The sequence below is a fragment of the Aeromonas sp. 160P genome, assembly GCF_055193095.1.
This window is the reverse complement of the sequence record NZ_JBUXKV010000001.1, coordinates 3,553,751-3,578,766: the sequence shown is the minus strand read 5'-3', so window position 1 is coordinate 3,578,766 and position 25,016 is coordinate 3,553,751. Positions and strand designations below refer to the sequence as shown.

The following is a 25,016-nucleotide window of genomic DNA, read 5'->3' as shown; positions in this document are numbered from 1 at the left end:
CGACACAGCTCAGCGCAGTGAGATGGCGGGATGAAAAGGCGTAAACAAAAAAACCCTCCACAGGGGAGGGCTTGGTCACAGGGAAAGGGCGATCAGGCAAAGATCAGGGTGCTTACCCCGAGGCCGATGAAGAGGATGGCACAGGCGATGCGGATCCCCTTGAGCGGCAGCTTGTCTGCCCCCAGCTTGCCGATCAGCACCACTGGCACGTTGGCCAGCATCATGCCAAGGGTGGTACCGGTAATGACCTGCACCAGCGAGTCATACTTGGCGGCCAGCAGCACGGTGGCGATCTGGGTCTTGTCACCGATCTCGGCGATGAAGAAGAGCACGAAGGTGGCCATAAAGGGGCCGTATTTATCCAGCGAGCTCTCCTCGTCATCCATCTTGTCCGGCACCAAAATCCAGATCGCCATGGCAATAAAGGCCACCGCGACCAGATAGACCATGATTTTGGGATCGAGCCAGCGGCTGATGAACTCGCCAATCCAGGCCGCGCCCGCATGGTTGAGCAGGGTAGCGGCAAACATGCCCGCGATAATGGGCCAGGGCTTGCGAAAACGACAGATGAGCAGTAACGCCAACAGCTGGGTTTTATCGCCGATTTCGGCAATGGCGACGCTGAGGGTTGAGGTTAACAAGGCTTCCATAAATATGACCGGGGGACGGAATTGTTATAAACCAGAGACAAGCCTGCGCCATCCGTCCCCGGTATTGGCACTGGCCCGTCAAAGGTCTTGTCAAATCCATGACTGGCATGGATCACCCTGACCATGGTGAGTTGGCACCAAGTATGTTGATCAGGGTCGCAGCGCGGTATTCATGCAATGCATGGAACCGGCGTGCGAGACTACTCCCCCTCGATGGGAGCGGGCATTCTAGGGAAAAACCGCAGGGGTGACAAGGGGATCAGCCACCCACCAGCTTGACGCTGAAACCGGCTTTCTCCAGTTCGGTTTTGATCAGGTCCCGTTTATCCCCCTGGATCTCGATGATCCCCTCTTTGATCCCGCCACCGGTGCCGCACTTTTTCTTCAGCAAGGTGGCCATGGCTTTCTGCTGTTCGGCGGGAACGCCATGAATGGTGATCACCCCGGCGCCCTTGCGCCCCTTGGTCTCGCGGCGAATACGCACGGTGCCGTCAGCAGGGAAGGGGGAGGCGGATTGCGGAGCGCTCTGCTCCTTGATCATGCCGCCATCTGTGCTGTAAACGAGGCGGCTGTTGTTGTCGTGACTCATGGCAATACTTTATCGGTTAGCTAAGCGGAGTTTGATTTTACTCAAATAAAAGTTGAAGACACAGCATATAATGCCTCGAGTAAAAGCGAATTATTATTGTTTAACTTCAGGAGTCAGTCATGGTACTCACGCAGTTGTCACCGGGACAGAGTGCTCGCATCAAGAATATGAACCAGTTGTCCCGGCCGCTGCGCCGCAAACTGATGGTGATGGGCTTGTTGCCTCAAACTGAAGTCATCTATCTGCGGTCTGCCCCCTTGGGAGATCCGCTCCAGATCCAGTGCCAGGGGATCTGTCTCTCCATGCAAAAGAGCCTTGCCGAGCAAATTGAGGTCGAGCCAGTATGAATTATTCCCTAGTCACGGTCGGTAACCCCAATAGCGGCAAGACCTCCCTGTTTAACGCCCTGACCGGTGCCCGCCAGCAAGTGGGTAACTGGAGTGGCGTCACCGTCGACAAGAAGATGGGGGAGTTCAGCGCGGGTGAGCACCACTTCAAGCTGATGGATTTGCCCGGCATCTATAGCCTGGCCAGTCAGGACGGCAGTCTGGACGAGCAGATCGCCAGCCGCTTTGCCCAGAGCCAGCAGCCGGATCTGCTGCTCAACGTCATCGATGCCGCCAATCTGGAGCGCTCCCTCTACCTCACGCTGCAACTGCGCGAGCTGGGGCTGCCCATGGTGGTGGTGCTTAACAAGCTGGATATCCTGGACAAGCGCCGCATCGTCATCGACGAGCAGATGCTCGGTAAATCCCTTGGTTGCCCGGTGGTGGCTCTTTCTGCCCACAACAGCAAGCAGGTTGCCGCCTTCAAGCAGCAGATCCAGCAGTTTATCGGTCAGCCACAAGCGGCTTTGCAGCTCGATTACGGTCACGACCTTGAAAAAGATCTGGCGGAGCTGGAGACCCTGCTCGCCCCGCACCACCTCACCAGCCGTGGCCGCGCCCTGCGCCTGCTGGAAGAGGATGCGGTGATGCAAGAGACCCTGCTGCCCGGTCAACATGCGGCGGCCAGCAATGTGGTGACCCGCGCCCATCAGGGGCAGGATATTGACCTGCAACTGGCGGATATCCGCTACGGCCACATTCATCTGTGGGTCAGTCAGGCGAGCCAGCAGAAGGGCAAGCTGACCGTGGCCCAGAGCGAGTGGCTGGATCGGCTGCTGCTCAATCGCTGGATTGGCATTCCCTTCTTCCTGTTTGTCATGTACCTGATGTTCATGTTCGCCATCAAGGTGGGCAGCGCCTTTATCGACTTCTTCGACATCATGGGCGGCGCCCTGTTTGTCGATGGGGTACATCACCTGCTGGGGTTGGTGAATGCCCCAGAGTGGCTGGGCGCCATTGTGGCGGACGGCTTCGGGGTCGGCTTGCAGACGGTCGCCACCTTTATACCGGTGATTGGCTGCCTCTATCTGTTCCTGGCGGTGCTGGAGAGCTCCGGCTATCTGGCCCGCGCCGCCTTCGTGGTGGATGCCCTGATGCGCCGCCTCGGCCTGCCGGGCAAGGCATTCGTGCCGATGCTGATGGGCTTTGGCTGTACCGTGCCGTCGGTGATGGCGACCCGTACCCTCAACTCCGAGCGGGAGCGGCTGATGACCTCGGCCATGGCCCCCTTCATGTCGTGCGGTGCCCGCCTGCCGGTTTACGCCCTGTTTGCGGTGGCCTTCTTCCCGGAATCGGGTCAGAACCTGGTGTTCGGTCTCTACCTGATCGGTATTGTGGTGGCGGTGCTGACCGGCCTGTTGCTGCGCAGTACCCTGCTGCCGGGCAAGAGCGACTCAATGCTGATGGAGATGCCGGACTACGAGTGGCCACGTCCGGTCAACGTCGGTATCAAGACCTGGCAGAAGCTCAAATCCTTCGTCTTTGGCGCCGGTAAAACCATCGTGCTGGTGGTTGCCGTGCTGAGCGTGCTCAACTCCCTTGGCACCGATGGCAGCTTCGGTCATCAGGATCAGGAGAGCTCGGTGCTGAGCAAGGTCAGCCAAATGGTCACCCCTGTGTTGCACCCCATCGGTGTGCGCGATGACAACTGGCAGGCCACGGTCGGCATCGTCACCGGCATCTTCGCCAAAGAGGCGGTCGTAGGTACCCTTAACAGCCTCTACGCCGGCAAGAGCGGCGACGAGGAGGCGAGCGAGTTTTCACTGGTGGCCAGCTTCCACGAGGCCATCGATGCGGTCGCTACCAATCTGGCGGAGATCAACCCGAGCGACCCCATGGGGCTGGCTGTCGGTGAGCTGGATGATCAGCAGGCTGCAGCCGACGCGCAGGAGGTCGATGTCTCCACCTACGGCAACATGCAGACCCACTTTGACGGTGCAGCCGGTGCCTTTGCCTATCTGCTGTTTGTGTTGCTCTACATGCCTTGCGCCGCCGCCATGGGCGCGCTGGTGCGGGAAACCGGTCGTCAGTGGGCGCTGCTGACCGCTGCCTGGTGCAACTACATGGCCTTTATGTGTGCCACCGTCTTCTATCAGGCGGCCACCTTTGCCGCTCACCCGGAGCAGAGCCTGTTCTGGATCGTCAGCTACGGCCTCTCTCTGCTACTGCTCTGGTGGGCCGGTCGCCGTCACGGTGACATCGTCGCCCGCAAGGTGGTGACCTTATGATCCTGCGCGAGCTGGGGGATTACCTCGCCGCGCAGCAGAAGGTGAGTCGGCGCGATCTGGCTCGCCACTTCCACACCTCGGAAGATGCGGTGGAGGCCATGCTCGGCGTCTGGATGCGCAAGGGGCGGGTCATCAAGCGCGAGAGCCGGGTCTGTGGCGGTAGCTGCTGCGGCAAGAGCGAGGAGGTGATGTTCGAGTGGTGTGACGCGGGTCAGATCGGGTTCAAGATCCGCTAAACAGCCGCTACACCTCATCGGGTGATGACGGAGCACCAGCTATTGAACAATAAAAAACGGCAGATCCCTTATTCAGGATCTGCCGTTTTTTTCATGCCAAGCAACCGGTTCAGGCGCGCTGGCGAGCCTGCGCCAACAGCGCCAGCGCCGGTTGGGCGTTGTCCGGCATCAACCGGTAGGCCTTGTGATGCTTGACCAGGGTGGTTTTCTTGTTGCCCTGACTCAGCAGCAGCCCGTTAGCAAAGGCGGCCTCGGCCAGCACCTTCTCGTCACCACGCACATAGAGGGTGAGGGGTTTGAGCAGTTCACCCGCCTCGATATGGCCCTGATACTCGCTGGCACTGATCACCACGCTCGGCTGGCCGTCGGATTGCAGCCGCAGCTTGGCGTTGATCTCGCTATCGGTTAGCACTTGCCAACCCGCCTCTTCCAGGGTGGCCAGCAGGGCGGCCAGCTTGGCCCCCAGTTGCTGCGGTGTCGCCATGGCGCACTGGTACTGGAAGGCGATGCGCTCCAGCAGCCCCTTGAGGTCGGCACCGGCACCCAGGGTGCGGCCAAGCTGCACCCACTCTTTCAGATCATCCATCACCAGACGGGAGAAACGCTTCTCCTTGAGGGAGTCCGCCATCCAGGTGCAGAGAAAGTGGCTCTCTTGCGCCGGCGTGCGCTTGCCCGCTTTCTGCTCGGCGGTGCGCGCCAGCTCCGCCAGACTCTGGCTGGCCATCTCGAGCAGGGCCTGATTGTAGCAAGGAGGGGTCATCATGGATCCTCGGGAAATAACAGAGATAGCAAAGGCGCCAGTGGCGCCTTTGCGGTTCAATAGATCAACCAGCGTGCCTTATTTCGGCTGACGGGGCTTCTTGGCACTCGCCAGACGCTTGAGGCGTTGGCCTTGCAGCTTGCTCTCGGCCATTACCTGCGCCACGGCGTTATCTTCACGCTGCGGGCGCTTGCCGAAGCGGCGGCGCTCTTGCAGCTGCTTGATCAGCTCGTCGCGGTTGCTCACTTCGTAACCCGGCACCATGATGCGGCGGATCTTCTGGCCGATCAGGGCTTCGATCTCCAGCAGAGTACGCTCCTCTTCGCGGCTGACGAAGGAGATGGCCATGCCATTCTTGCCAGCACGACCGGTACGGCCGATGCGGTGTACGTAATCTTCTGCCAGGAACGGCAGATCGTAGTTGACCACATACTCCAGATCAGGAATGTCCAGACCACGGGCGGCCACTTCGGTGGCAACCAGAACCCGAACCTTGCCTTCCATGAACTCGCGCAGGGCGCGGCGACGGTTGCCCTGGGCTTTCTCGCCATGGACCACGGCGGACTTGATGCCGTCGAGGTTCAGCTCATCGATCAGCACATCGCAGCTCTCGCGGGTACTGGCGAACACCAGCACCTGCTGCCAGTTCTGCTTGCCAATCAGCTCGGAGAGCAGCTCGCGCTTGCGCTTCTGCTCGACCGGATAGACGGTGTGGCTGACGGTATCGGCGGTGGAGTTCTGCTTGTTGACGCTGACGATCTGCGGGCGATCCAGCATCAGGTTGGCCAGCTTCTTCACTGCATCGGAGAAGGTGGCGGAGAACAGCAGGTTCTGACGGGTCTTGTTGACCGCTTGCAGGATCTTCTGCACATCGGCACTGAAGCCCATGTCGAGGATGCGATCCGCTTCGTCCATCACCAGACACTCAACGCCGGAGAGGCTGAGGTTACAGGCGGTGAGGTGCTCCAGCAGGCGGCCCGGGGTGGCCACAATGATGTGAGCGCCCGCTTTCAGCTTCTTGGCCTGCACATCCTGCTTGCCACCACCGACTATGGTGATGGTGGTGATATCGAGATACTTGGCGAAGTCATTGATGTTGCTCGCCACCTGAGCCGCCAGTTCGCGGGTCGGGGTCAGGATCAGTACCCGGGCATTGGACGGCTGGGCCGGAGCCGGATTGTCTACCAGACGCTGCAAAATGGGCAGGGCGAAGGCGGCGGTCTTGCCGGTACCGGTCTGGGCGCTGGCCAGCACATCGCGGCCGCGGCGAATGGCCGGGATCGCCTGTTGCTGCACAGGGGTCATCTCCTGATAACCGCAATCTGAGACAGCACGCAAAATCTCGGGGGCAAAATCGAACGATTCAAATCTCATAATGGGTTCCTGTGTTCCAGCTGGGCTGTGTTTGGCTTGGTTAGCTCGGCATGAGCGAGACGGAGGTTGTAACCACCGACGGCTGCGCCTGACATCAAGTCAGAGAGAGAGCCGGAAAATGGCGGGCGCGAAGTGTAACAGATAGACGGCATAATTTCTGCCTCAAATGGTTGTCCTTTTCTCATCCTTGCGGTCTGAATGGCGTTTAAAAGAAATCATTTGACTCCCAAAGGCCAAGCCAAGAGGATAGAGCGAGCTGTTTTGGGCAAGGACTAAAGGGGATATCGATGGAACTGGAGCAGTTAAAACGCCAGCTGGAGCAGCTTGGTGAACGCAATGATAGCCAGCAGCAGGAACGTAGCCGCAAGTTGCTCAACATCACCCGTGACACAGGGGAGCTGCTGGCGGTGCTGGTGCACACCCGCGGGGCGCAGGCCGTGCTGGAGATCGGCACCTCCAATGGTTACTCCACGCTCTGGTTGGCAGAGGCGGCACGCCGGCTGGAGGGTCATGTCACCACCATTGAGCTGGCTGAGGAGAAGCGCATCCTGGCCCATGACAATTTTCAGCGGGCGGGACTGAGCCCCTGGATCACCTTGCTGGCAGGGGATGCGGGTGAGGTATTGCCGACCTTGCCGCAAGCCGGGTATCAGCTCATCTTTCTCGATTCGGATCGCCAGCACTACCGGGCATGGTGGCCGCAGATCCGCCGCTTGCTGGCGCCCCGCAGCCTGCTGGTGGTCGATAACGCCATCTCCCATCGCAGCGAGATGGCGGAGTGGATGAACGAGGTCGCGCAGGACCCCGCTTTTGCCACCTCGCTGGTGCCGGTCGGCAAGGGGGAGTGGCTGGTGGTGCGTTTGTAACCAGGTGATGCTCGGATTTGGTATCGGGCTGGCAGCGCGTGTTGTTCGTCATAAATTAGCGGTGTGCCCCGCAGTCAGTCGCGAAAGCGGGGCTCCTTATCCGTTATTCATTATTTCACTAAACATCCTCATATTTCATGGTTTGGCAACGGTAACTACCACGTTATGTTTTGCTGGTGCCGCCAAGGGCAACTATTTATTGGCAGTCGTCTATATCTGGCGTGACCCGATTAAATAGTGCTGGCAGCAGCAGGATTCAAAATAATAATTGCGTGGCAATCCGGATTATCGTTGGCAAGCGTGCTGGATGTTTATAAATATAACGAGGTGAATAATGAAAAAACTGCACTCCCTGTTTTTGCTGGCTGCCCTTCCACTGGCTTTGATGACATCGGCGCAAGCCCAGTCCAGCCTCACTGCTATCCAGAGCGCCGGTGTGATCAAAATCGGCACTGAAGGGGCTTATCCTCCTTTCACCTATCACGACAAGAGCGGCAAGCTGGTCGGCTTTGATGTGGAGATTGGCGAGTTGATTGCAAGCGGCCTCGGGGTGAAGCCGGAGTTTGTCGAGGGCAAGTGGGATGGCCTCATCGCCGGGGTTGATGCCAAGCGCTACGATCTGGTGCTCAACGAGGTGGCCATCACCCCGGAGCGGCTGAAAAAGTATGATTTTTCTGATCCCTATATCACCTCCAAAGCGGTGATCGTGGTGCACAGCGATAACCACAGCATCAACAGCTTTGCGGATCTGAAGGGCAAAAAATCATCCCAGTCCCTGACCAGCAACTTTGCCCAGCTGGCCAAAAAATCGGGGGCCGAGGTGGTCGCCACCGAGGGCTTCAACCAGTCGCTGGCGCTGGTGCTGACCGGGCGAGTGGATGCCACCAGGCGTTGTTGCCCAAATCGATGCAGCTTGAATGGAACTAACTGAGGGCGCGGTGATCTGATCACCACCACCCTCTTCAAGTCTGCATCATGGGCACGTCGCTTCACCCCATCACCAACTGGCCTCAATACAACAAGTCTTTGATTAACCGTGGTTCACTCACCTTCTGGGTTGATGCCGAGGCCATGAGCAACTGGTTTCACCACGACCATCATGGGCGGCGGGGGCGCAGCCAGCTTTACACTGACCAGACCATCTGTACCTTCCTGATGCTCAAGGGGATTTTCAACCTCACTCTGCGGGCCACTCAGGGACTACTCGACTCCCTGTTCGAGTTGATGAATGTGCCGTTGTGCGCACCGGACTATAGCTGTGTCAGCAAGCGAGCACGCACAGTGACGGTCGCTTATCGACAGCCCCCAAAGGGGCGCATTACCGACCTGGTTATCGACTCGACGGGTCTGAAAGTGTTTGGTGAAGGCGAGTGGAAAGTCAGAAAACACGGCGCTGAGAAACGTCGAGTCTGGCGCAAGTTGCATCTGGCGGTAGATCCGGTGACTCACGATATCGTGGCGGCAGAAGTGTCGCTGGAGAATGTGCATGACGCAGAGGTGTTGCCGACCTTGCTCAATCCTCTGCGGCGCAAGCTGGGGCGTGTTTATGCGGATGGCGCCTATGACAGCAAAGCCAGCCATCGGTTGATTGCGCGTAAAGGGGCGACGGCGTGTATCCAGCCTCGCAAGAACGCGGGGTTATGGAAAAAGGGACACCCAAGAAATGACGCTGTGCTGGTGATGCGCAAGGAGGGGCTAGCGCACTGGAAGAAGATGTCGGGATATCACCGTCGCTCGCTGGCAGAGACGGAGATGTATCGGTTCAAACAGTTGCTGACGGGCAAAATCAGTCTGCGAACATACAACGGTCAGGTAGGGGAAGTGATGGCGTATGTTGGTGCAATCAACAAACTGAACACCCTTGGTCTGCCTGTCAGAAAGCCCCGAGTGTAGCGGTCACCTGGGGCTGGGGAAGTAATGACTTGCTGGCTGATTTGGGCAACAACGCCATGCCACCATCAATGACAGCCTCTCTTTCCTCGACTTCAAAAAGCAGAAACCGGACGCCAAATTGAGGGCGGCGGCGACCGATGCGAAGGGGGATCAATCGGCTGTATTGCTTGCCAAGGGACAGCCAGAATTGCTGGCTGCCATCAATCAGGCACTGCGCACCGCCAAACAGGATGGCAGCTATCGAAAAATATCCCTTAAATATTTTGGTACTGATGTCTCGCAATAATATTGCCGGAAAATAATAACTCGCGAGGTAATTAACGTGCCAGCTTGGTTGCAGTTAATGATCGACTATTTTTGGCCCCTGCGAGCCTGTAAATAATTCTGTGTAACTGCCCACTCCATTACAGGTGACCGTTCAGGCGATCACCGAACTCGATAATAAAGCGATTCAGGGCCGGCTTCCAATTCTGGATCGGCATGGTCCATTTCTTGGAGGCCTGCTGTATCGCGAGAAACGCCACTTTGAGCGCCGACTCATCGGTCGGGAAGAGCTTCCGTTGTTTGGTCGCTTTGCGCAGCACGCTGTTCAGTGACTCGATCGCATTGGTGGTGTAGATCACCTTCCGGATCGCGGGGGGATAATCGAACAGCGTGATCAGATTAACCCAGTGACTCTGCCAGGAACGCGCTATCTGCGGGTACTGGCTATCCCAGCGTTCGCCGAAGGCCGCCAGCGCCTGCTTAGCCTCACGCTCCGTCGCAGACTGGTAGATCTGCTTCAGTTCAGCCGTCACCGCCTTGTAGTCCTTCCAGGAGACGTAGCGCAACGAGTTGCGGACCATGTGGACGATACACAGTTGCACCTTGGTTTGAGGATATTCCACGGCAATGGCATCAGGGAAGCCCTTGAGACCATCCACACACGCGATCAGGATGTCTTCCAGGCCGCGGTTCTTCAGCTCGGTCAGGACCGACAGCCAGAACTTTGCCCCTTCGGTCTCGGCCAGCCACAGGCCCAACAGCTCCTTGTGCCCCTCCATATTGATGCCCAGTGCCAGATAGAGCGACTTGTTGATCACCCGCTGGTTCGCGCGGATCTTCAGCACAATGCAGTCCAGATAGACGATGGGATAGAGCGGATCCAGCGGCCGGTTTTGCCATTCGTGGACCTGCTCGATGACGCGTTCGGTCACCTTCGATACCAGCCCCGCCGAGATGTCGGCGTCATACATCTCTTTGAACGCGTCCACTATATCCCGCGTACTCAAGCCCTTGGCGTAGAGGGCGAGGATCTGGTCGTCCATCTGGGTCAGGCGTGACTGACCCTTGCGGACAAACTGAGGCTCGAAGGAGGCGTTACGGTCACGAGGCGCCTGGATGGTGACCTCTCCATGGTGGCCTTTTAGGCGCTTGGTGGAATAGCCATTGCGATTGTTGCCGGTCCCGCGGCCTTGTGGGGCGTGTTTCTCGTAGCCCAGATGCTCGTCCATCTCGGCATTGAGCGCGGTCTCCACGGTGAGCTTGATCAGCTGTTGGGTGAGTGTGCCGAGATCTTTTTCAGATTTGATGTCTTTGGCCAGCTCAGCGGCCAGTGCTTTGAGTTTGTCTTGGTCCATTTGCTTACCCACGAAGGTATCCTTTTGAAAAAGTTACTTATTCGTGGGCGGTTACACAATTGGATTTACAGGCTCGCCCCTGCTTAGCGCGGGGCTTATTTTTACCGTACCACTGACCCTGATAACTTTTGTGTTGGGAATATTGCTCGGCCTGCTGGTGGCGCTGACCAGATTATATGGTCCGACACCGCTGGTGGCACTGGTCCGTTTTTATGTCTGGCTCATTCGAGGGACGCCGCTGCTGGTGCAGCTCTTTTTGATTTTTTATGGTTTGCCGAGTGCCGGCATTGTGCTGGACGCCTTCACCGCCGCTGTGATCGGTTTCACCCTCAACATAGGTGCCTACAGCTCGGAGATCATCCGCGCCACTCTGGCGGCGATCCCGAAAGGGCAGTGGGAGGCAGCTTATTCGATTGGCATGAACTGGCCCCAGGTGATGTGGCGGGTGATCCTGCCGCAGGCGGCGCGCATCGCGGTGCCACCGCTCTCCAATACCTTTATTTCGCTGGTGAAGGACACCTCGCTGGCCGCAGCAGTGACCGTGCCAGAGCTGTTTCAGGCCGCTCAGCGGCTCGCCTCTGTCACCTATGAGCCGCTCATTCTCTATACCGAGACGGCCCTCATCTATCTGATGTTCAGCTCGGTGCTCTCCACCTTGCAAGACCGGCTGGAGCGCAAGTTGACCCACAAAGAGACCCGGGAGGTCGCCCTATGATCAGGTTGCGTGGTATCGAGAAGCAGTTTGGCGGGCAGCGGGTGCTCAAGGGGATCGATCTTGCCATGGTGGCAGGCAGTGTGACTGCCCTGATTGGCCCCTCCGGCAGTGGCAAGAGCACCCTGTTGCGCTGCGTCAATGTGCTGGAGCGGCCGGATGCGGGGCACTTGGTGCTGGGGGGGAGTGAACTCGATTTTTCTCGCCATCTGCCCCGCCAGAGCGTGTTGGCCTTGCGCCAGCAGACCGGCATGGTGTTCCAGAATTTCCAGCTGTTTCCGCACATGACGGTACTGGAAAACGTCATAGAGGGGCTGGTAACCGTGTTGAAGTGGCCAAGGGCAAAAGCGCAGGTGCGCGGCTTGCAACTGCTCGACAAGGTGGGGCTCAGGCACAAGGCCGAGGCGGTGCCTGACACGTTGTCCGGTGGTCAGCAGCAGCGGGTTGCCATTGCTCGTGCGCTGGCACCATCGCCCAAGGTGCTGCTCTGTGACGAACCCACCTCGGCGCTGGATCCCGAGCTTGCCCAAGAGGTGGTGACCGTGTTGCGCCAGCTGGCCCGGGAAGGAACCACCATGCTGATTGCCACCCACGATTTACGGCTGGCAGCCCAGATCGCTCAACAGGTCATCTTTCTGCAAGCCGGTGAGGTGGTAGAGGCGGGCAGCGCACGCCAGATGTTTACCACCCCCAAGCGGGCACGTACCTTTGAGTACATCTCCACTCTGACCGAGCGGTTGCCGGAGAGTTGGAGTATCTAGCGGCGCTTGCCAGGGCGGCAGCCGCATAAAGAAACAGCCCCGCAAGATGCGGGGCTGTTTGCTTGGGGAAGCTTTGGACGGCAGATTAAACTGCCAGGTAGTCCATGATCCCTTCGGCGGCCTTGCGCCCTTCGTAGATTGCGGTGACTACCAGATCGGAGCCGCGCACCGCATCGCCACCGGCAAACACCTTGGGGTTGCTGGTCTGGAACGGGAAATCCGCTTGCTCACTGGCTTTGATCCGATCCCGGCTGTCGATTTCGATGTCAAACTCGGCCATCCAGGGCTGCGGATTGGGTTGGAAGCCAAACGCCATCACCACTGCATCGGCGTTTAGCACCTGCTCTGAGCCCTCAATCAACACCGCATTGCGGCGGCCATTGACATCTGGTTCGCCCAGCTCGGTGCTCACCACCTTGATACCGACGGTGCGGCCGCTGGCATCCAGCTCGACCGCCACCGGCTGCAGGTTGAACATGAATTCGCCCCCCTCTTCGCGGGCGTTCTTCACCTCCCGCTTGGAGCCCGGCATGTTCTCTTCATCCCGGCGATAGGCGCAGATCACCTTGTCGGCACCCTGTCGGATGGCGGTGCGCACGCAGTCCATGGCTGTATCGCCACCGCCCAGTACCACTACCTGCTTGCCGGCGAAGTCGATGTAGTCGGCTTGCGCCTTTTCAAAGCCCAGCAGCCGGTTGGCGTTGGCAATCAGGTAGGGCAGGGCGTCATAGACCCCCGGTGCCTCTTCGTTGGCAAAGCCGCCCTTCATGTACTTGTAAGTGCCGACCCCGAGGAAGACCGCATCGAACTCGCCGAGCAGGTCGGCGAAGGTGACATCTTTGCCCACTTCGGTTTCGAGACGAAATTCGATGCCCATCCCCTGGAAGATCTCGCGCCGACGTTGCATCACCTCTTTCTCCAGCTTGAAGGAGGGGATACCAAAGGTGAGCAGGCCGCCAATTTCCGGATACTTGTCAAACACCACCGGGGTGACGCCACCCCGTGCCAGCACATCGGCGCAGGCAAGGCCTGCGGGGCCAGCACCGATCACCGCGACCCGCTTGCCGGTCTTGACCACCTTGGAGAGATCGGGTTGCCAACCCATCTCGAACGCCTTGTCGGTGATGTACTTTTCGATGTTGCCGATGGTCACCGCGCCGAAGCGATCATTGAGGGTGCAGGCCCCTTCACACAACCGGTCTTGCGGACAGACCCGGCCACACACTTCCGGCAGGCTGTTGGTCTGGTGGGCGAGCTCCACGGCTTCCAGAATGCGCCCCTCTTTGGCCAGTTTCAGCCAGTTGGGAATGTAGTTGTGGACCGGACACTTCCACTCGCAATAGGGGTTGCCGCACTCCAGGCAACGGTCAGATTGCATCTGCACCTGGGCTTGATTAAAGGGCTCGTAGATCTCGACAAACTGGATCTTGCGGATCTTGAGCGGCTTCTTGGGCGGGTCGACCCGCTGGACATCGATAAACTGAAATACGTTCTGGCTCATAGGGTTCCCTCCTTATTGCGCCTGGATTCTGAGTTCTGCACTGGAACGGCTGGTGTGGCCCAACAGCGATTTGACGTCGCTGGATTTGGGCTTGATCAGCTTGAACATGGGCACAAAGGCATCGAAGTTGGCCAGGATCTCTTCGGCGCGCGAACTGCCGGTTTCATTGAGGTGCTCGGTGATGATGCCGCGCAGGTGCTCCTGATGAATAGCGAGACTCGCCACATCCAGCAACTCGACCAGCTCGGGGTTGGTGCGTTTGGCGAAGTTGCCGCACTCATCGAGCACGTAGGCAAAGCCGCCGGTCATGCCTGCCGCGAAGTTGACGCCGGTCGTGCCGAGAATGGTGACTATGCCACCGGTCATGTATTCACAACCGTTGTCGCCAATGCCCTCGACCACCGCTAGCGCGCCGGAGTTACGCACCGCAAAACGCTCGCCAGCGGTACCTGCGGCATAGAGCTTGCCGCCGGTGGCGCCGTAGAGGCAGGTGTTGCCGATGATGGCCGCCTCATGGGATTTGAACGCCACGCCGACATGGGGTTTGACCACTAGCTTGCCGCCGGTCATCCCTTTGCCCACGTAGTCGTTGGCATCACCGGTGAGGATCATCTCAAGGCCACCCGCATTCCAGACGCCAAAGCTCTGGCCTGCGGTGCCGTTGAAGTGCACCTTGACCGGATCTGCAGCCATCCCCTGATTACCGTGACGCTTGACGATCTCGCCAGAGAGGCGCGCACCCACCGAGCGATCGGTGTTGCGGATGTCGTAACGGAACTCGCCACCGCTGGAGGTTTCCACTGCTTCCAGTAGATCGTCCACCATCTGCAGGTTGAGCGGCCCCTTATCGAAGGTGGGGTTGTGCTGCTGGCTGAACAGGCTGGAACCTGCCGGAGCAACTGGACGAGCCAGAATACCGGAGAGATCTAGCTTGGCCTGACGGGCGGTGAGGCCGGGCAGGGCCTCAAGCAGATCGGTGCGGCCAATCAGATCGGTCAGCTGGGTGACGCCCAGCTGGGCCATCAGTTCGCGGGTCTCTTGTGCGATGAACTTGAAGTAGTTCATCACCATCTCCGGCAGGCCGGTGAAGTGTTCGCGGCGCAGCTTCTCATCCTGAGTGGCAACACCGGTGGCGCAGTTGTTGAGGTGGCAGATCCGCAAGTATTTGCAGCCGAGCGCCACCATGGGGCCGGTGCCAAAGCCGAAGCTCTCGGCGCCGAGAATGGCCGCCTTGATGATATCGAGGCCGGTCTTGAGACCGCCATCCACTTGCAGCCGTACCTTGTGGCGCAGGCCGTTGGCGACCAGCGCCTGTTGGGTTTCAGCCAAGCCCAGTTCCCACGGGGAACCGGCATATTTGACCGAGGTGAGGGGGCTCGCGCCAGTGCCGCCGTCATAACCGGAGATGGTGATGAAGTCGGCATAGGCTTTGGCGACGCCGCAGGCGATGGTGCCCACACCGGGCTCGGAGACCAGCTTGACCGACACCAGACAGCTCGGGTTGATCTGCTTGATGTCAAAAATAAGCTGGGCCAGATCCTCGATGGAGTAGATATCGTGGTGCGGCGGCGGGGAGATCAGGGTCACGCCGGGCACGGAGTAGCGCAGCTTGGCGATCTGGGCGGTCACCTTGTCGCCGGGCAGTTGGCCACCTTCGCCGGGTTTGGCGCCCTGAGCCACCTTGATCTGCACCACATCGGCGTTCATCAGGTAGTGAGGGGTGACGCCAAAGCGACCGGATGCCACCTGCTTGATGCGGGAGTTCTTCTCGGTACCAAAACGCTTGGGATCTTCGCCACCTTCACCTGAGTTGCTCTTGCCGCCGAGGCGGTTCATGGCAATGGCCAGCGCTTCGTGGGCCTCTGGCCCCAAGGCGCCGATGGACATGGCGGCGGAGTCGAAGCGGGGGAAGAGGGCTTCGGCAGATTCCACTGCACTCACGTCCACCGGATGGTCGACTTTTTTCAACGCCAGCAGATCACGCAAGGTCGAGACCGGACGTTCATTGACCAGCCGCGCGTACTCAAGGTAATCGGCGTAGTTGCCAGAGCGCACTGCGGCTTGCAGGGTTTGCACCACATCCGGGTTGTAGGTGTGGTACTCGCCGCCGTGGACGAATTTGAGCAGGCCGCCGTGACTGAGGGGCTTGCGTTGCAACCAGGCCTGACGGGCCAGATTGTGCTGATCTTGCTGGATGTCGCTGAAATCGGCCCCTTGAATGCGGCTCGATACCCCACGGAAGCAGATCTCAACCACCGACTGGGCAAGCCCCACAGCTTCAAACAGCTGTGAGCAGCGATAGCTGGCCACGGTACTGATGCCCATTTTGGACATCACCTTGTAGAGGCCTTTATTGATGCCGTTACGGTAGTTGACCATCGCCTGACGCAAGGTCATCTTCAGCACCCCTTCTTCAACCTGCTTGGCCAGAGTTTCATAGGCCAGATAGGGGTAGACGGCGGTGGCGCCAAAGCCCAGCAGTACCGAGAAGTGGTGCGGGTCGCGGCAACTGGCGGTCTCTACCAGAATGTTGGCGTCACAGCGCAAGTTGTTATCAACCAGAGTGCGTTGCACCGCGCCCACCGCCATGGCGGCCGGGATCGGCAGGGTGTCGGCGCTGATATCGCGATCTGACAACACCAGCAGCACTGTGCCACTCTTGGCGGCGGTTTTAGCCAGCTCGCAGATGCGAATGATGGCCGCTTCCAGCCCCTCTTCGGGCTTGAAGTTGAGACTGATCACCTGATGGCGATAGTATTCCCCTTCCAGCGCCAGCAGCTGATGGAAGTCGGAGTAGAGCAGGATTGGCGACTGGAACAGCACCCGGTGGGCGTGGCCGAAGGTCTCGTTGAAGACGTTCTGCTCGCGACCGATACAGGTGGCCAGCGACATCACGTGGTTCTCCCGCAGCGGATCGATAGGCGGGTTGGTCACCTGAGCGAACATCTGGCGGAAGTAGTCATACAGGGTCCGTTGACCGGACGAGAGCACCGCCATCGGGGTGTCATCCCCCATGGAACCGACCGCTTCCTGACCGTTCTCAGCCAGGACCCGAATGATCTGATCCAGCTCCTCAAAGGAGTAGCCGAACAGCTTCTGATAGGTTTTCAGCTGGTCATCGGCAAACTCGCGGCTGCCGGTCTGGTTGTCATCCATCTGCTCGAATGGCACCAGTCGGGTGCAGTGCTTGTCCATCCACTGCTTGTAGGTGTGGCGGCTCTTGAGATCGTCGTCAATCTCGAAGCTGGTCCACACCTTGCCGTTGTGGGTATCCACCACGAACAGCTCGCCCGGGCCGACCCGGCCTTTCTCCAGCACTTCATCCGGGGTGTAGTCCCAGGTGCCGACCTCGGACGCGAGGGTGATGAACTTGTCCTTGGTGATGACATAGCGGGCCGGACGCAGGCCGTTGCGATCCAGTGCGCAGGTGGCGTAACGGCCGTCGGTCATGACGATACCGGCAGGGCCGTCCCACGGCTCCATGTGCATGGAGTTGAAGTCATAGAAGGCGCGCAGGTCGTCATCCATGTTCGGGTGCTTTTGCCATGCAGGCGGGATCAACAGGCGCATGGCGCGGAACAGGTCCATGCCACCGGCGAGGAACAAATCCAGCATGTTATCCAGGCTGGAGGAGTCTGAGCCGGTGGTGTTGACGAAGGGTGCGGCGTCTTGCAGATCCGGAATCAGCGGGGTGGCAAACTTGTAGCTGCGCGCCTTGGCCCACTGGCGGTTGCCGGCGATGGTGTTGATCTCGCCGTTGTGGGCCAGATAGCGGAATGGCTGGGCCAGTGGCCAGCGCGGACTGGTGTTGGTGGAGAAGCGCTGGTGGAACACGCAGATAGCTGCCTGCATGCGAATGTCGGCGAGATCCAGATAGAAGCGCGGCAGATCCACCGGCATGCACAGCCCTTTATAGACGGTGACCAGGTTGGAGAGACTGACCACATAGAAGTAGTCATCGTTGATGCGCTTTTCGATACGGCGACGCACGATATAGAGGCGCCGCTCCAGATCCTGTTCAACCCAGCCGGGAGGCGCGTTGACAAAGACCTGTTCAATACTGGGCAGGGAGGCTTTGGCGATAGGGCCGAGCACATTGGTATCGACGGGCACTTTGCGCCAGCCGACCAGACTCAGGGTCTCTTTTTCCAGCTCTTCGTCGATGATGTCGCGAGTCTGCTGGGCCAGGACCGGGTCGGGGTTGAGAAACAGCATGCCGACCGCGTACTTGCGGCCAAGGTGCCATCCCTTCTCTTCGGCGACCGCGCGATAGAAGCTGTCGGGTTTTTGCAGCAGCAGACCGCAGCCATCGCCGGTCTTGCCATCGGCGGAGATCCCGCCGCGGTGTTGCATGCGAGCCAATGCTGACATCGCGAGACGGACAAGTTTGTGGCTGGCTTCCCCTTCCATGTGGGCCAACAGGCCGAAGCCACAGTTATCCCTCTCCAGCTTTGGATCATATAGTGACATTGCATTTCTCCCTTGCTCGGCCTTGCATCGCACAGCCATCAACTGACTGCATAAATTGCGATTGGCTCTTGTGGTTCCGTCTGCCTGACGTGGCGAATCTCCAAACTAATGGGATTTTCTGACGAGGTCAATCGCAGGTCAGGTTTGTCTCGATGGTTACATTCTCATAACAAAATGTCGAAGTAGAGGGGGTAATTGGCTGGAATGGTGCGATTAATCTGCTGAATATGATGTTTGTGGTGAAATATGTTGTCATTGGGGAGTTCAATGGTGTGCTTATCGACGGAGGGTGAATGTAGTAATTTTACCAACCCGGCTTGGTCGACAGCGGAGGTGATCACATTTTCAATATTGCAGGCTTGCAATTGTGTGTTGTCGGGTCTCTTTGAATTTTTCATTGTTCAACAGTGAGTTATCAGGTCTCATTTTCATATTGGCATTTCTTGCCGGGGCGGGCCAACAGCGGCATAACTCAATCTTTTGCGCTTTTTCTCGATATTTATTCAAAATTGACCGGATATTTATATGTTTAACCTCCCCGCTAGCTTGATCCAGCTCAGCGCCTGTTTTGCGCAAGCTCGTACAATGGCGCTCCTTTAGCGGAGGTGCCATGCAGTTACACGAACTCGTCAATACATTCGGTCAAGATCTCAAGCAGCGTCACGGTCAGAAGATCCACAAACTCTCCATCCATGGTGCCTTCACCTGCCCGAATCGGGACGGCACCCTGGGCCGCGGTGGCTGCACCTTCTGTAATGTCTCCTCTTTTGCCGATGAGTCGGCCCAGCAGCTCTCCGTGGTGCAACAACTGCTGGCCCGGCGGGATGAAGTGACCCGCGCCAAGCGCTATCTTGCCTACTTTCAGGCCTATACCAGCACCTATGCCGAGGTCGAATATCTACAGCGCATGTACGAAGAGGCACTGTCAGTGAGCGATATGGTGGGGCTCTGTGTGGGCACTCGCCCCGATTGCGTGCCGGATGCAGTGCTGGATCTGCTGGCGGGCTATCAGGAGCGGGGTTACGAGGTGTGGCTGGAGCTGGGGCTGCAGAGCGCCAATGACAAGACCCTGCAACGGATCAATCGGGGTCACGGTTATGCCGCTTATGCCGATGCGGTGACTCGGGCCCATCAGCGCGGCATCAAGGTATGCGCTCATCTGATCGTCGGCCTGCCGGGCGAGGTGCCGATGGATAGCCTGGATACCCTGCATCGCATCGTGGAAACCGGTGTCGAGGGGATCAAGCTCCATCCGCTTCATGTGGTTGAGGGCAGCACTCTAGGCAAGGCGTGGCAGGCTGGGCGACTTGAGGTATTGACGCTGGAGCAGTATGTGGAAGCGGCAGTCGCCATGATCCAGCACACGCCGCCCGAGGTGGTTTATCACCGCATATCGGCATCGGCGCGTCGGCCAACGCTGCTGGCGCCCGTTTGGTGTGAAAATCGCTGGACTGCGATGGCGGATATTGCCAAAGCGTTGGTCTTGAGTGGCCCACAAGGGCATGCGCTGGGCAGACCCTTCATACTTCCTGACCTATAATTGAGTGCGACGTTATTATTTTCACCTAAAACATAGGGTTATATAAAAAAGTACATACCATAAACTATAGTTTTGGGGGGTTCCGGTTGATATAGTAATGCACACTTAATGGACATCTAATTGACATCGTTATCCATTAAGTTCGACACACTCCCGCAAGGCAGTGATAGCATGGAGCCAATCAGGCCATTTTTATCAGAATTCGGCCATGTCGTTACCAGCGCCCTGCAGTAATTTATGGAGGCATGTTTGCTGACAGGTTGATGCCGTGCCAGCACATCAGGAGATGTGTGATTTGGTGTGTTAGTCGCGCGAGCAGGAAAATACGTGCGGTTCATTTTCGTCTTGATCCCATTTATGCAGTGACAGGATGCTATGCAAGCAGAAACAAGTCGTATCGATGAACTATTAGAGTGCCTGGTCTTCTTGACCCGCTTTTATGGTGTGCCCAACAGTCAGGATGCCCTGACGACCGGGTTGCCTCTGGTCTCTGGCCGTCTGACGACGGCGCTGTTTTGCCGCGCGGCTGAACGGGGTGGCTTATCTGCCCGTGAAGTGATCCAGCCGTTGGCTGATATATCACCCTTGTTGCTGCCCTGCGTATTGCAGATGCGCAGCGGTGGTGCCTGTATTCTGCTGGAGTGGAACGAGGACCGCAGCCAAGGGAAAGTAATTTTTCCGCAGGCTGGTGATGCAGCCCAATGGCTATCTACGGCTCAGCTCGGTGATGAGTATCTGGGTCGCCTCTTCTATGTGAAGAAGCAGTTCAAATTTGACGAACGCTCACCCAAGGTGCTGGAAACTCGCGATGGTCACTGGTTCTGGAGCACCCTGTTCGAATCACGGGGTATTTATCGCGATGTGTTGATTGCCTCGATCCTCATTAATCTGTTTGCGGTCGCCAGCCCCCTCTTCACCATGAACGTCTATGACAAGATTGTGCCCAATCTGGCGTTTGAATCACTGTGGGTGCTGGCTGCGGGGGCCATGGTTGTTTTTACCTTCGATTTTGTGATGCGTCAGCTACGCAGTTACTTTATCGATATTGCTGGCAAAAAATCCGATGTGCTGTTGTCGGCCAAGATCTTTGCCAAGGTGATGGGCATGCGGATGGAGTCGCGCCCTGCCTCCACCGGTGCTTTCGCCAAGCATTTACAAGAGTTTGAGTCGGTGCGGGAGTTTTTCACTTCCGCCACCGTATCTACCCTTATCGATCTGCCCTTCGCGGTGTTCTTCCTCTTTATTATCTGGTTGTTTGCCGGCGTGATGGTGGTGGTGCCCATAGTGGCCATGCTGATCCTGGTTGCCTACAGCTTCTATATTCAAGGGTCGCTCAAGCAATCCATCGAAGAGGGCTCGCGCCTTGCGTCCCAGAAAAATGCCAACCTGATTGAAAGTATTTCCGGGTTGGAAACCGTCAAAATCTTCGGTGCCGAAAGCATGTTCCAGCATCGCTGGGAGCAGGCGGTATCCCATATTTCCACTTGGGGTGTACAGACTCGTCGCATTACCAACTCCATGTCTTCACTGGCTAGCTATATCCAGCAGGTGGTAACGGTCGGACTGGTCATTGTGGGTGTCTACCAGATATCTGAAGGTTTGGTCACCATGGGCGGCATGATCGCCGCCGTGATGCTGGCGAGCCGGGCAATTGCGCCTATGGTGCAACTCTCTGTACTGTCGACACGCTATAACCAGGCCAAGTCTGCGCTGGATATTTTGGAAAAGATCATGCAAACCCCGGGTGAGCAGGAAGAGGGCAAGCAATATATCCATCATCCGGTGATTGCCGGTCGGATCGAATTCGAGAATGTCTCGTTTAAATATCCGGGCATGGAAACCAGCACGCTGCACAATATCAATTTACGCATTCAGCCAGGTGAGAAGGTGGCCATTATCGGTCGGATCGGGGCAGGTAAAACCACCCTGGAGAAACTGCTGATGGGTTTGTATCGACCCACCGATGGTTCGGTACGAATTGATGGATTTGAGCTGGATCAGCTGCCCTCGTCGGTGATCCGTCGCAATATTGGCTGTGTCCCTCAGGATGTCATCCTGTTCTTCGGCTCGGTGCGCGACAACATTATGTTGGGTAACCCGCTGGTGGATGATGCTCGGGTCTTGCGCGCCGCCAAACGGGCCGGTGTGACCAACTTTACCAACCGGGATCCCAATGGCCTTGATCGGCAGATTGGCGAAGGCGGGCGTCAGCTTTCCGGTGGTCAGCGTCAGGCGATCCTGCTGGCGCGGGCCCTGCTCAATGATCCCCCCATTCTGGTGATGGACGAACCCACCTCCAATATGGACAACCAGTCCGAGTTGCAGGTCAAACAGGAGATGGCCAGACTGGGGCCGGAAACCACCCTGATCCTGATCACTCACAAGACCTCCATGCTGGATGTGGCATCCCGGGTGATTGTTATCGAGCAAGGGCAGATAGTGGCAGATGGCCCCAAAGATGTGGTGTTGCAACAGTTGAAAGAAGGCAAAGTACGCGTGCAGGAGGTATCCCATGGTTAAGGGATTCTCCGGCTGGTTCAACCGGTCTAAAAAGACGCAGTCTGACGAAGTCTTACCCGCACCTGAGCACCTGGAGTTTGTCGATGACGGAGCCGCCGCTGTGTTGCTCAGCACACCGACCAGTGCCCGTATCTTGTTGTGGTGTTGCTTCTTGTTTTTTGTGAGTGCCATTGTCTGGGCTGCATGGGCAGAGCTGGATGAAGTCACCGTGGGGCAAGGCAAGGTAATGCCTTCCCGGCAATTACAGGTAATCCAGAACCTGGAAGGGGGGATAGTCAAAGAGATCTTTGTCAAAGAGGGTGACATCGTAGAAAAAGGGCAGGCATTACTGCGTATCGATGATACCCGTTTTCGCTCAGATTTTCGGGAACGTGAGCAGGAGCTGGTGACCCTGAAAGGCGATATCGCCCGGCTGCGGGCCGAGATGGCCAGTGTCGAGGTAAAAAATGAGCCGGCACTGGGTTGGCGTGAGCAAGTGGTCATCTCTGAGGCGCCCATCCAGTTTCCTGATGGCTATGAAACGATTTTCGCTGAATATGCCAACCGTGAGCGCTCTGTCCAAAAAGATCGCCTCAATAACTTGAAGAACCAGCTCTATATATTGGGGCAGCAAATCGAGCAGAAAGAGCAGGAACTGATAGAGTTGAATGCCAAAATACGCACCGTAAACCGCAGCGTGGATTTGGCCAGACAAGAGCTCAATATCAGTCGCCCGCTGGCTAAAGAAGGGATTGTGCCACAGGTTGAATTGATCAAACTGGAGCGTCAGGTCAACGAGATGCAAGGGGAGCTGGAGAGTAACCGGCTGATTATTCCAAAACTCAACTCGGTATTGCGGGAGTCTATATCAAAGCGTAATGACATCGCGCTAACCTTCCGGGCTGATTCACAAACCGAGCTTAATGAGAAGCAGGGCCGACTTGGCCAGCTGTCCGAAGGGCAGGTCGGCTTGCAAGACCGGGTTGATCGTACCAGTGTGATTGCCCCGCTCAAAGGCACCATCAAAAAGCTCAAGATCAATACCCTGGGCGGTGTAGTGCAACCGGGTATGGATTTGATGGAGATAGTGCCGCTGGAAGATACCTTGCTAGTGGAAGCAAAAGTGTCGCCAAAAGATATCGCCTTCCTGCGGCCCGGGCTGGACGCTATCGTCAAGATTACTGCCTATGACTTTACAATCTATGGAGGATTGCATGGCAAGGTTGAACAGATAAGTGCGGACTCGATCCAGGATGAGGAGGGTAACTCCTTTTATCTGGTTCGAGTACGTACCGACAAGAGTTACTTGGGCGATGAGCTTAACGCACTTCCCATCATCCCCGGTATGTTAGCCAGTGCGGATATTATTACTGGTAAAAAAAGTGTCCTAGACTATTTGCTGAAACCCATATTAAGGGCAAAACAGTCGGCACTGAGAGAACGATAAGCCAACAATCTAAAACAATACATGACTGGAGATAACATGAAAAAAACGATTGTTGCCATGCTGATCAGTGGCATCACCTTACTCCCCAGTTTGGGTCAGGCCCAGACGCTGGAGGAGTCGGTAGGACATACGCTTGCGACACATCCCAAGATCAAGGAAGCGTTCGATTTGTATCAGGCACGCCTCTATCAGCATGATGGTGCCAAGGGTGGCTACTACCCCACCATCGATCTGCGCGGTGGCGTAGGTTATGAAAAAACGGATAACACAACAACTCGCTCTCCAACCTTCAAGGGGGATGATTCACTTACGCGTAAAGAAGCTGGACTGAGTCTGCGCCAAATGTTGTTTGATGGCTTTGATGTCAGCAACAACGTATCCAGAACAGAAGCAGAAGCCAATGCCCAGCGTCTGGCGATGATCTCCGAAGCGGAAAACACCGCGCTGCGGGTCTCAGAGGTGTACCTCAACATGCTGCGTCAGCAGGAGATCCTGGAGCTATCCAAGCAGAATTTGGAAACCCACGAGCAGATCCGCAGTGACATTCGCAAGCGGACCGACTCTGGCTTGGGATCGACGGCTGACCAGACCCAGATCGATGGCCGTGTTGCCCGCGCCTATTCAAACCAGGCTGCAGCGGAGAACAATTATCGCGATGCAGAAAGTGAATTTATCCGTGTCGTGAATGAGGTGCCAAAAGATCTGGTACAGCCGGTTCCCAACGCCGAGGTGATTCCGGCCAGTCTGGAGACAGCGCTGAAAATCGCGACCGAAGTTCATCCGACCCTGCTCTCTTCACTGCAGGATATCGAAGCGGCCAAATATCAGCATGAAGGTGCCAAGTCCGGTTTCTACCCCAATGTGACATTTGAGGTGGATCAGAACTGGAATGAGGATATCGATGCGGTTCCTGGTCGTAACGATGATCTGACCGCCATGGTGCGGATGCGTTACAACCTGTTCCGCGGTGGTTCTGACGTGGCAGAGAGCAACGCTACATCGGCGCTCTATTCCCAGGCGAAAGACATTCATCTGAATGCATTCCGCCAAGTGGAAGAGGGCACGCGTCTAGCATGGAACGCCAAAGAGTCGCTGACCAAGCAGAAGACCTTCTTGAAAGAGCACGTCGACGCCAGCTATGACACCGTGCAGGCCTATAAAAAGCAATTTGGTTTGGGCCAACGGACTTTGCTGGATGTGTTGAACACCGAGAACGAACTGTTTGAAGCGCGTCGTAGCTATATCACTGCCGAATATGACGCGCTGCTGGCGGACTATCGCATTCTCAATGCGACAGGTAGCCTGCTCAATGCCTTTAGCGTCAAGCAACCCGCTGAATGGCAAGCCAAGAAGTAACGGTTCGCTATTGATCCCGCAGGGATGATGACAGCAACAAGGTGACTGCGTTTTGCAGTCACCTTGTCTGGCGAATGCAGGTGGTTGTCCGGTTTCAGGAGTGCGCAGTAACAATGCAGCAGGCAACGG

21 protein-coding genes are annotated in these 25,016 nt (G+C 57.3%); 14 read left to right on the top strand and 7 right to left on the bottom strand.

Annotated features, from left to right (window positions below):
- Positions 1 to 92 precede the first annotated feature (92 nt).
- Positions 93 to 650: a TMEM165/GDT1 family protein gene (locus ACY8FN_RS16585; RefSeq protein ID WP_463100622.1), complete on the bottom strand. Its 558-nt coding sequence runs from the start codon at positions 648 to 650 to the stop codon at positions 93 to 95.
- 259 nt (positions 651 to 909) lie between these two features.
- A complete protein-coding gene (locus ACY8FN_RS16580) occupies positions 910 to 1,239 on the bottom strand; it encodes a translation initiation factor (protein WP_068979416.1) in 330 nt (109 codons plus the stop codon).
- A 119-nt stretch (positions 1,240 to 1,358) separates the two neighbouring features.
- Between ACY8FN_RS16580 and ACY8FN_RS16575 the strand changes: the two genes are divergently transcribed.
- The 3 genes from ACY8FN_RS16575 to ACY8FN_RS16565 are packed head-to-tail and all read left to right on the top strand — an operon-like array spanning position 1,359 to position 4,089.
- The gene (locus tag ACY8FN_RS16575) at positions 1,359 to 1,586 is read left to right on the top strand and encodes a FeoA family protein (RefSeq protein ID WP_042018966.1); all 228 of its coding nucleotides are present in this window, start codon (positions 1,359 to 1,361) and stop codon (positions 1,584 to 1,586) included.
- Positions 1,583 to 3,853, top strand: coding sequence for a Fe(2+) transporter permease subunit FeoB (gene feoB / locus ACY8FN_RS16570; protein WP_463100621.1), 2,271 nt, complete (start codon positions 1,583 to 1,585; stop codon positions 3,851 to 3,853). The genes ACY8FN_RS16575 and feoB overlap by 4 nt, the downstream gene beginning before the upstream one ends.
- Entirely contained in the window at positions 3,850 to 4,089 is a 240-nt protein-coding gene (locus ACY8FN_RS16565; RefSeq protein WP_005346763.1) for a FeoC-like transcriptional regulator, read from the top strand. The genes feoB and ACY8FN_RS16565 overlap by 4 nt, the downstream gene beginning before the upstream one ends.
- Positions 4,090 to 4,198: 109 nt before the next feature.
- Here the strand turns inward: ACY8FN_RS16565 and ACY8FN_RS16560 are convergent, their stop codons facing one another.
- Both ACY8FN_RS16560 and ACY8FN_RS16555 read right to left on the bottom strand, forming a co-directional pair.
- Entirely contained in the window at positions 4,199 to 4,849 is a 651-nt protein-coding gene (locus ACY8FN_RS16560) for a DUF2913 family protein (RefSeq protein WP_463101191.1), read from the bottom strand.
- Positions 4,850 to 4,927: 78 nt separating this feature from the next.
- On the bottom strand, positions 4,928 to 6,223 hold the full coding sequence (locus ACY8FN_RS16555) for a DEAD/DEAH box helicase (RefSeq protein ID WP_042018970.1): 1,296 nt from the start codon (positions 6,221 to 6,223) through the stop codon (positions 4,928 to 4,930).
- A gap of 287 nt (positions 6,224 to 6,510) precedes the next feature.
- Here ACY8FN_RS16555 and ACY8FN_RS16550 point away from each other — a divergent pair, with 287 nt between their 5' ends.
- From ACY8FN_RS16550 to ACY8FN_RS16530, 5 genes are all read left to right on the top strand, one after another.
- Complete coding sequence (locus ACY8FN_RS16550; RefSeq protein ID WP_101316639.1) at positions 6,511 to 7,089, top strand: O-methyltransferase; 579 nt, start codon at positions 6,511 to 6,513, stop codon at positions 7,087 to 7,089.
- Positions 7,090 to 7,096: 7 nt separating this feature from the next.
- Positions 7,097 to 7,327 (top strand): hypothetical protein, encoded by a 231-nt coding sequence (locus tag ACY8FN_RS16545; RefSeq protein WP_463100620.1) that lies wholly within the window; start codon positions 7,097 to 7,099, stop codon positions 7,325 to 7,327.
- 96 nt (positions 7,328 to 7,423) lie between these two features.
- On the top strand, positions 7,424 to 8,020 hold the full coding sequence (locus ACY8FN_RS16540) for a transporter substrate-binding domain-containing protein (protein ID WP_463100619.1): 597 nt from the start codon (positions 7,424 to 7,426) through the stop codon (positions 8,018 to 8,020).
- Between the two features lie 44 nt (positions 8,021 to 8,064).
- The gene (locus ACY8FN_RS16535; protein ID WP_463100618.1) at positions 8,065 to 8,982 is read left to right on the top strand and encodes an IS5 family transposase; all 918 of its coding nucleotides are present in this window, start codon (positions 8,065 to 8,067) and stop codon (positions 8,980 to 8,982) included.
- 118 nt (positions 8,983 to 9,100) lie between these two features.
- On the top strand, positions 9,101 to 9,268 hold the full coding sequence (locus tag ACY8FN_RS16530) for a transporter substrate-binding domain-containing protein (RefSeq protein WP_463100617.1): 168 nt from the start codon (positions 9,101 to 9,103) through the stop codon (positions 9,266 to 9,268).
- A 118-nt stretch (positions 9,269 to 9,386) separates the two neighbouring features.
- On the opposite strand, the gene ACY8FN_RS16525 is transcribed toward ACY8FN_RS16530, so the two are convergent.
- Positions 9,387 to 10,601: an IS256-like element ISAs3 family transposase gene (locus ACY8FN_RS16525; RefSeq protein ID WP_463099048.1), complete on the bottom strand. Its 1,215-nt coding sequence runs from the start codon at positions 10,599 to 10,601 to the stop codon at positions 9,387 to 9,389.
- Between the two features lie 43 nt (positions 10,602 to 10,644).
- Here ACY8FN_RS16525 and ACY8FN_RS16520 point away from each other — a divergent pair, with 43 nt between their 5' ends.
- A complete protein-coding gene (locus ACY8FN_RS16520) occupies positions 10,645 to 11,316 on the top strand; it encodes an amino acid ABC transporter permease (RefSeq protein WP_463100616.1) in 672 nt (223 codons plus the stop codon).
- Entirely contained in the window at positions 11,313 to 12,074 is a 762-nt protein-coding gene (locus ACY8FN_RS16515) for an amino acid ABC transporter ATP-binding protein (RefSeq protein WP_463100615.1), read from the top strand. The genes ACY8FN_RS16520 and ACY8FN_RS16515 overlap by 4 nt, the downstream gene beginning before the upstream one ends.
- Positions 12,075 to 12,159: 85 nt before the next feature.
- Here the strand turns inward: ACY8FN_RS16515 and ACY8FN_RS16510 are convergent, their stop codons facing one another.
- The gene (locus ACY8FN_RS16510; RefSeq protein WP_463100614.1) at positions 12,160 to 13,575 is read right to left on the bottom strand and encodes an FAD-dependent oxidoreductase; all 1,416 of its coding nucleotides are present in this window, start codon (positions 13,573 to 13,575) and stop codon (positions 12,160 to 12,162) included.
- A gap of 12 nt (positions 13,576 to 13,587) precedes the next feature.
- On the bottom strand, positions 13,588 to 18,045 hold the full coding sequence (gene gltB, locus ACY8FN_RS16505; RefSeq protein ID WP_463100613.1) for a glutamate synthase large subunit: 4,458 nt from the start codon (positions 18,043 to 18,045) through the stop codon (positions 13,588 to 13,590).
- Between the two features lie 610 nt (positions 18,046 to 18,655).
- Between gltB and mnmL the strand changes: the two genes are divergently transcribed.
- The 4 genes from mnmL to ACY8FN_RS16485 all read left to right on the top strand — a co-directional run bounded on the left by mnmL (position 18,656) and on the right by ACY8FN_RS16485 (position 24,887).
- Positions 18,656 to 19,585, top strand: coding sequence for a tRNA modification radical SAM protein MnmL/YtqA (gene mnmL, locus ACY8FN_RS16500; protein WP_463100612.1), 930 nt, complete (start codon positions 18,656 to 18,658; stop codon positions 19,583 to 19,585).
- A gap of 375 nt (positions 19,586 to 19,960) precedes the next feature.
- Positions 19,961 to 22,105, top strand: coding sequence for a type I secretion system permease/ATPase (locus tag ACY8FN_RS16495; protein WP_101325110.1), 2,145 nt, complete (start codon positions 19,961 to 19,963; stop codon positions 22,103 to 22,105).
- Positions 22,098 to 23,531 carry an HlyD family type I secretion periplasmic adaptor subunit gene (locus tag ACY8FN_RS16490; protein ID WP_139718925.1) on the top strand — a complete coding sequence of 478 codons (1,434 nt, stop codon included), beginning with the start codon at positions 22,098 to 22,100 and terminating at the stop codon, positions 23,529 to 23,531. Before ACY8FN_RS16495 ends, ACY8FN_RS16490 begins: the two co-directional genes overlap by 8 nt.
- A 36-nt stretch (positions 23,532 to 23,567) precedes the next feature.
- Positions 23,568 to 24,887: a TolC family outer membrane protein gene (locus ACY8FN_RS16485; protein ID WP_463100611.1), complete on the top strand. Its 1,320-nt coding sequence runs from the start codon at positions 23,568 to 23,570 to the stop codon at positions 24,885 to 24,887.
- The last annotated feature ends 129 nt before the right edge of the window (positions 24,888 to 25,016 follow it).

Coding starts and splice junctions, on each gene's coding strand:
- ACY8FN_RS16585 (WP_463100622.1), bottom strand. CDS start 650: ATGGAAGCCTTGTTAACCTCAACCCTCAGCGTCGCCATTGCCGAAATC.
- ACY8FN_RS16580 (WP_068979416.1), bottom strand. CDS start 1,239: ATGAGTCACGACAACAACAGCCGCCTCGTTTACAGCACAGATGGCGGC.
- ACY8FN_RS16575 (WP_042018966.1), top strand. CDS start 1,359: ATGGTACTCACGCAGTTGTCACCGGGACAGAGTGCTCGCATCAAGAAT.
- feoB (WP_463100621.1), top strand. CDS start 1,583: ATGAATTATTCCCTAGTCACGGTCGGTAACCCCAATAGCGGCAAGACC.
- ACY8FN_RS16565 (WP_005346763.1), top strand. CDS start 3,850: ATGATCCTGCGCGAGCTGGGGGATTACCTCGCCGCGCAGCAGAAGGTG.
- ACY8FN_RS16560 (WP_463101191.1), bottom strand. CDS start 4,849: ATGACCCCTCCTTGCTACAATCAGGCCCTGCTCGAGATGGCCAGCCAG.
- ACY8FN_RS16555 (WP_042018970.1), bottom strand. CDS start 6,223: ATGAGATTTGAATCGTTCGATTTTGCCCCCGAGATTTTGCGTGCTGTC.
- ACY8FN_RS16550 (WP_101316639.1), top strand. CDS start 6,511: ATGGAACTGGAGCAGTTAAAACGCCAGCTGGAGCAGCTTGGTGAACGC.
- ACY8FN_RS16545 (WP_463100620.1), top strand. CDS start 7,097: ATGCTCGGATTTGGTATCGGGCTGGCAGCGCGTGTTGTTCGTCATAAA.
- ACY8FN_RS16540 (WP_463100619.1), top strand. CDS start 7,424: ATGAAAAAACTGCACTCCCTGTTTTTGCTGGCTGCCCTTCCACTGGCT.
- ACY8FN_RS16535 (WP_463100618.1), top strand. CDS start 8,065: ATGGGCACGTCGCTTCACCCCATCACCAACTGGCCTCAATACAACAAG.
- ACY8FN_RS16525 (WP_463099048.1), bottom strand. CDS start 10,601: ATGGACCAAGACAAACTCAAAGCACTGGCCGCTGAGCTGGCCAAAGAC.
- ACY8FN_RS16515 (WP_463100615.1), top strand. CDS start 11,313: ATGATCAGGTTGCGTGGTATCGAGAAGCAGTTTGGCGGGCAGCGGGTG.
- ACY8FN_RS16510 (WP_463100614.1), bottom strand. CDS start 13,575: ATGAGCCAGAACGTATTTCAGTTTATCGATGTCCAGCGGGTCGACCCG.
- gltB (WP_463100613.1), bottom strand. CDS start 18,045: ATGTCACTATATGATCCAAAGCTGGAGAGGGATAACTGTGGCTTCGGC.
- mnmL (WP_463100612.1), top strand. CDS start 18,656: ATGCAGTTACACGAACTCGTCAATACATTCGGTCAAGATCTCAAGCAG.
- ACY8FN_RS16495 (WP_101325110.1), top strand. CDS start 19,961: ATGCAAGCAGAAACAAGTCGTATCGATGAACTATTAGAGTGCCTGGTC.
- ACY8FN_RS16490 (WP_139718925.1), top strand. CDS start 22,098: ATGGTTAAGGGATTCTCCGGCTGGTTCAACCGGTCTAAAAAGACGCAG.
- ACY8FN_RS16485 (WP_463100611.1), top strand. CDS start 23,568: ATGAAAAAAACGATTGTTGCCATGCTGATCAGTGGCATCACCTTACTC.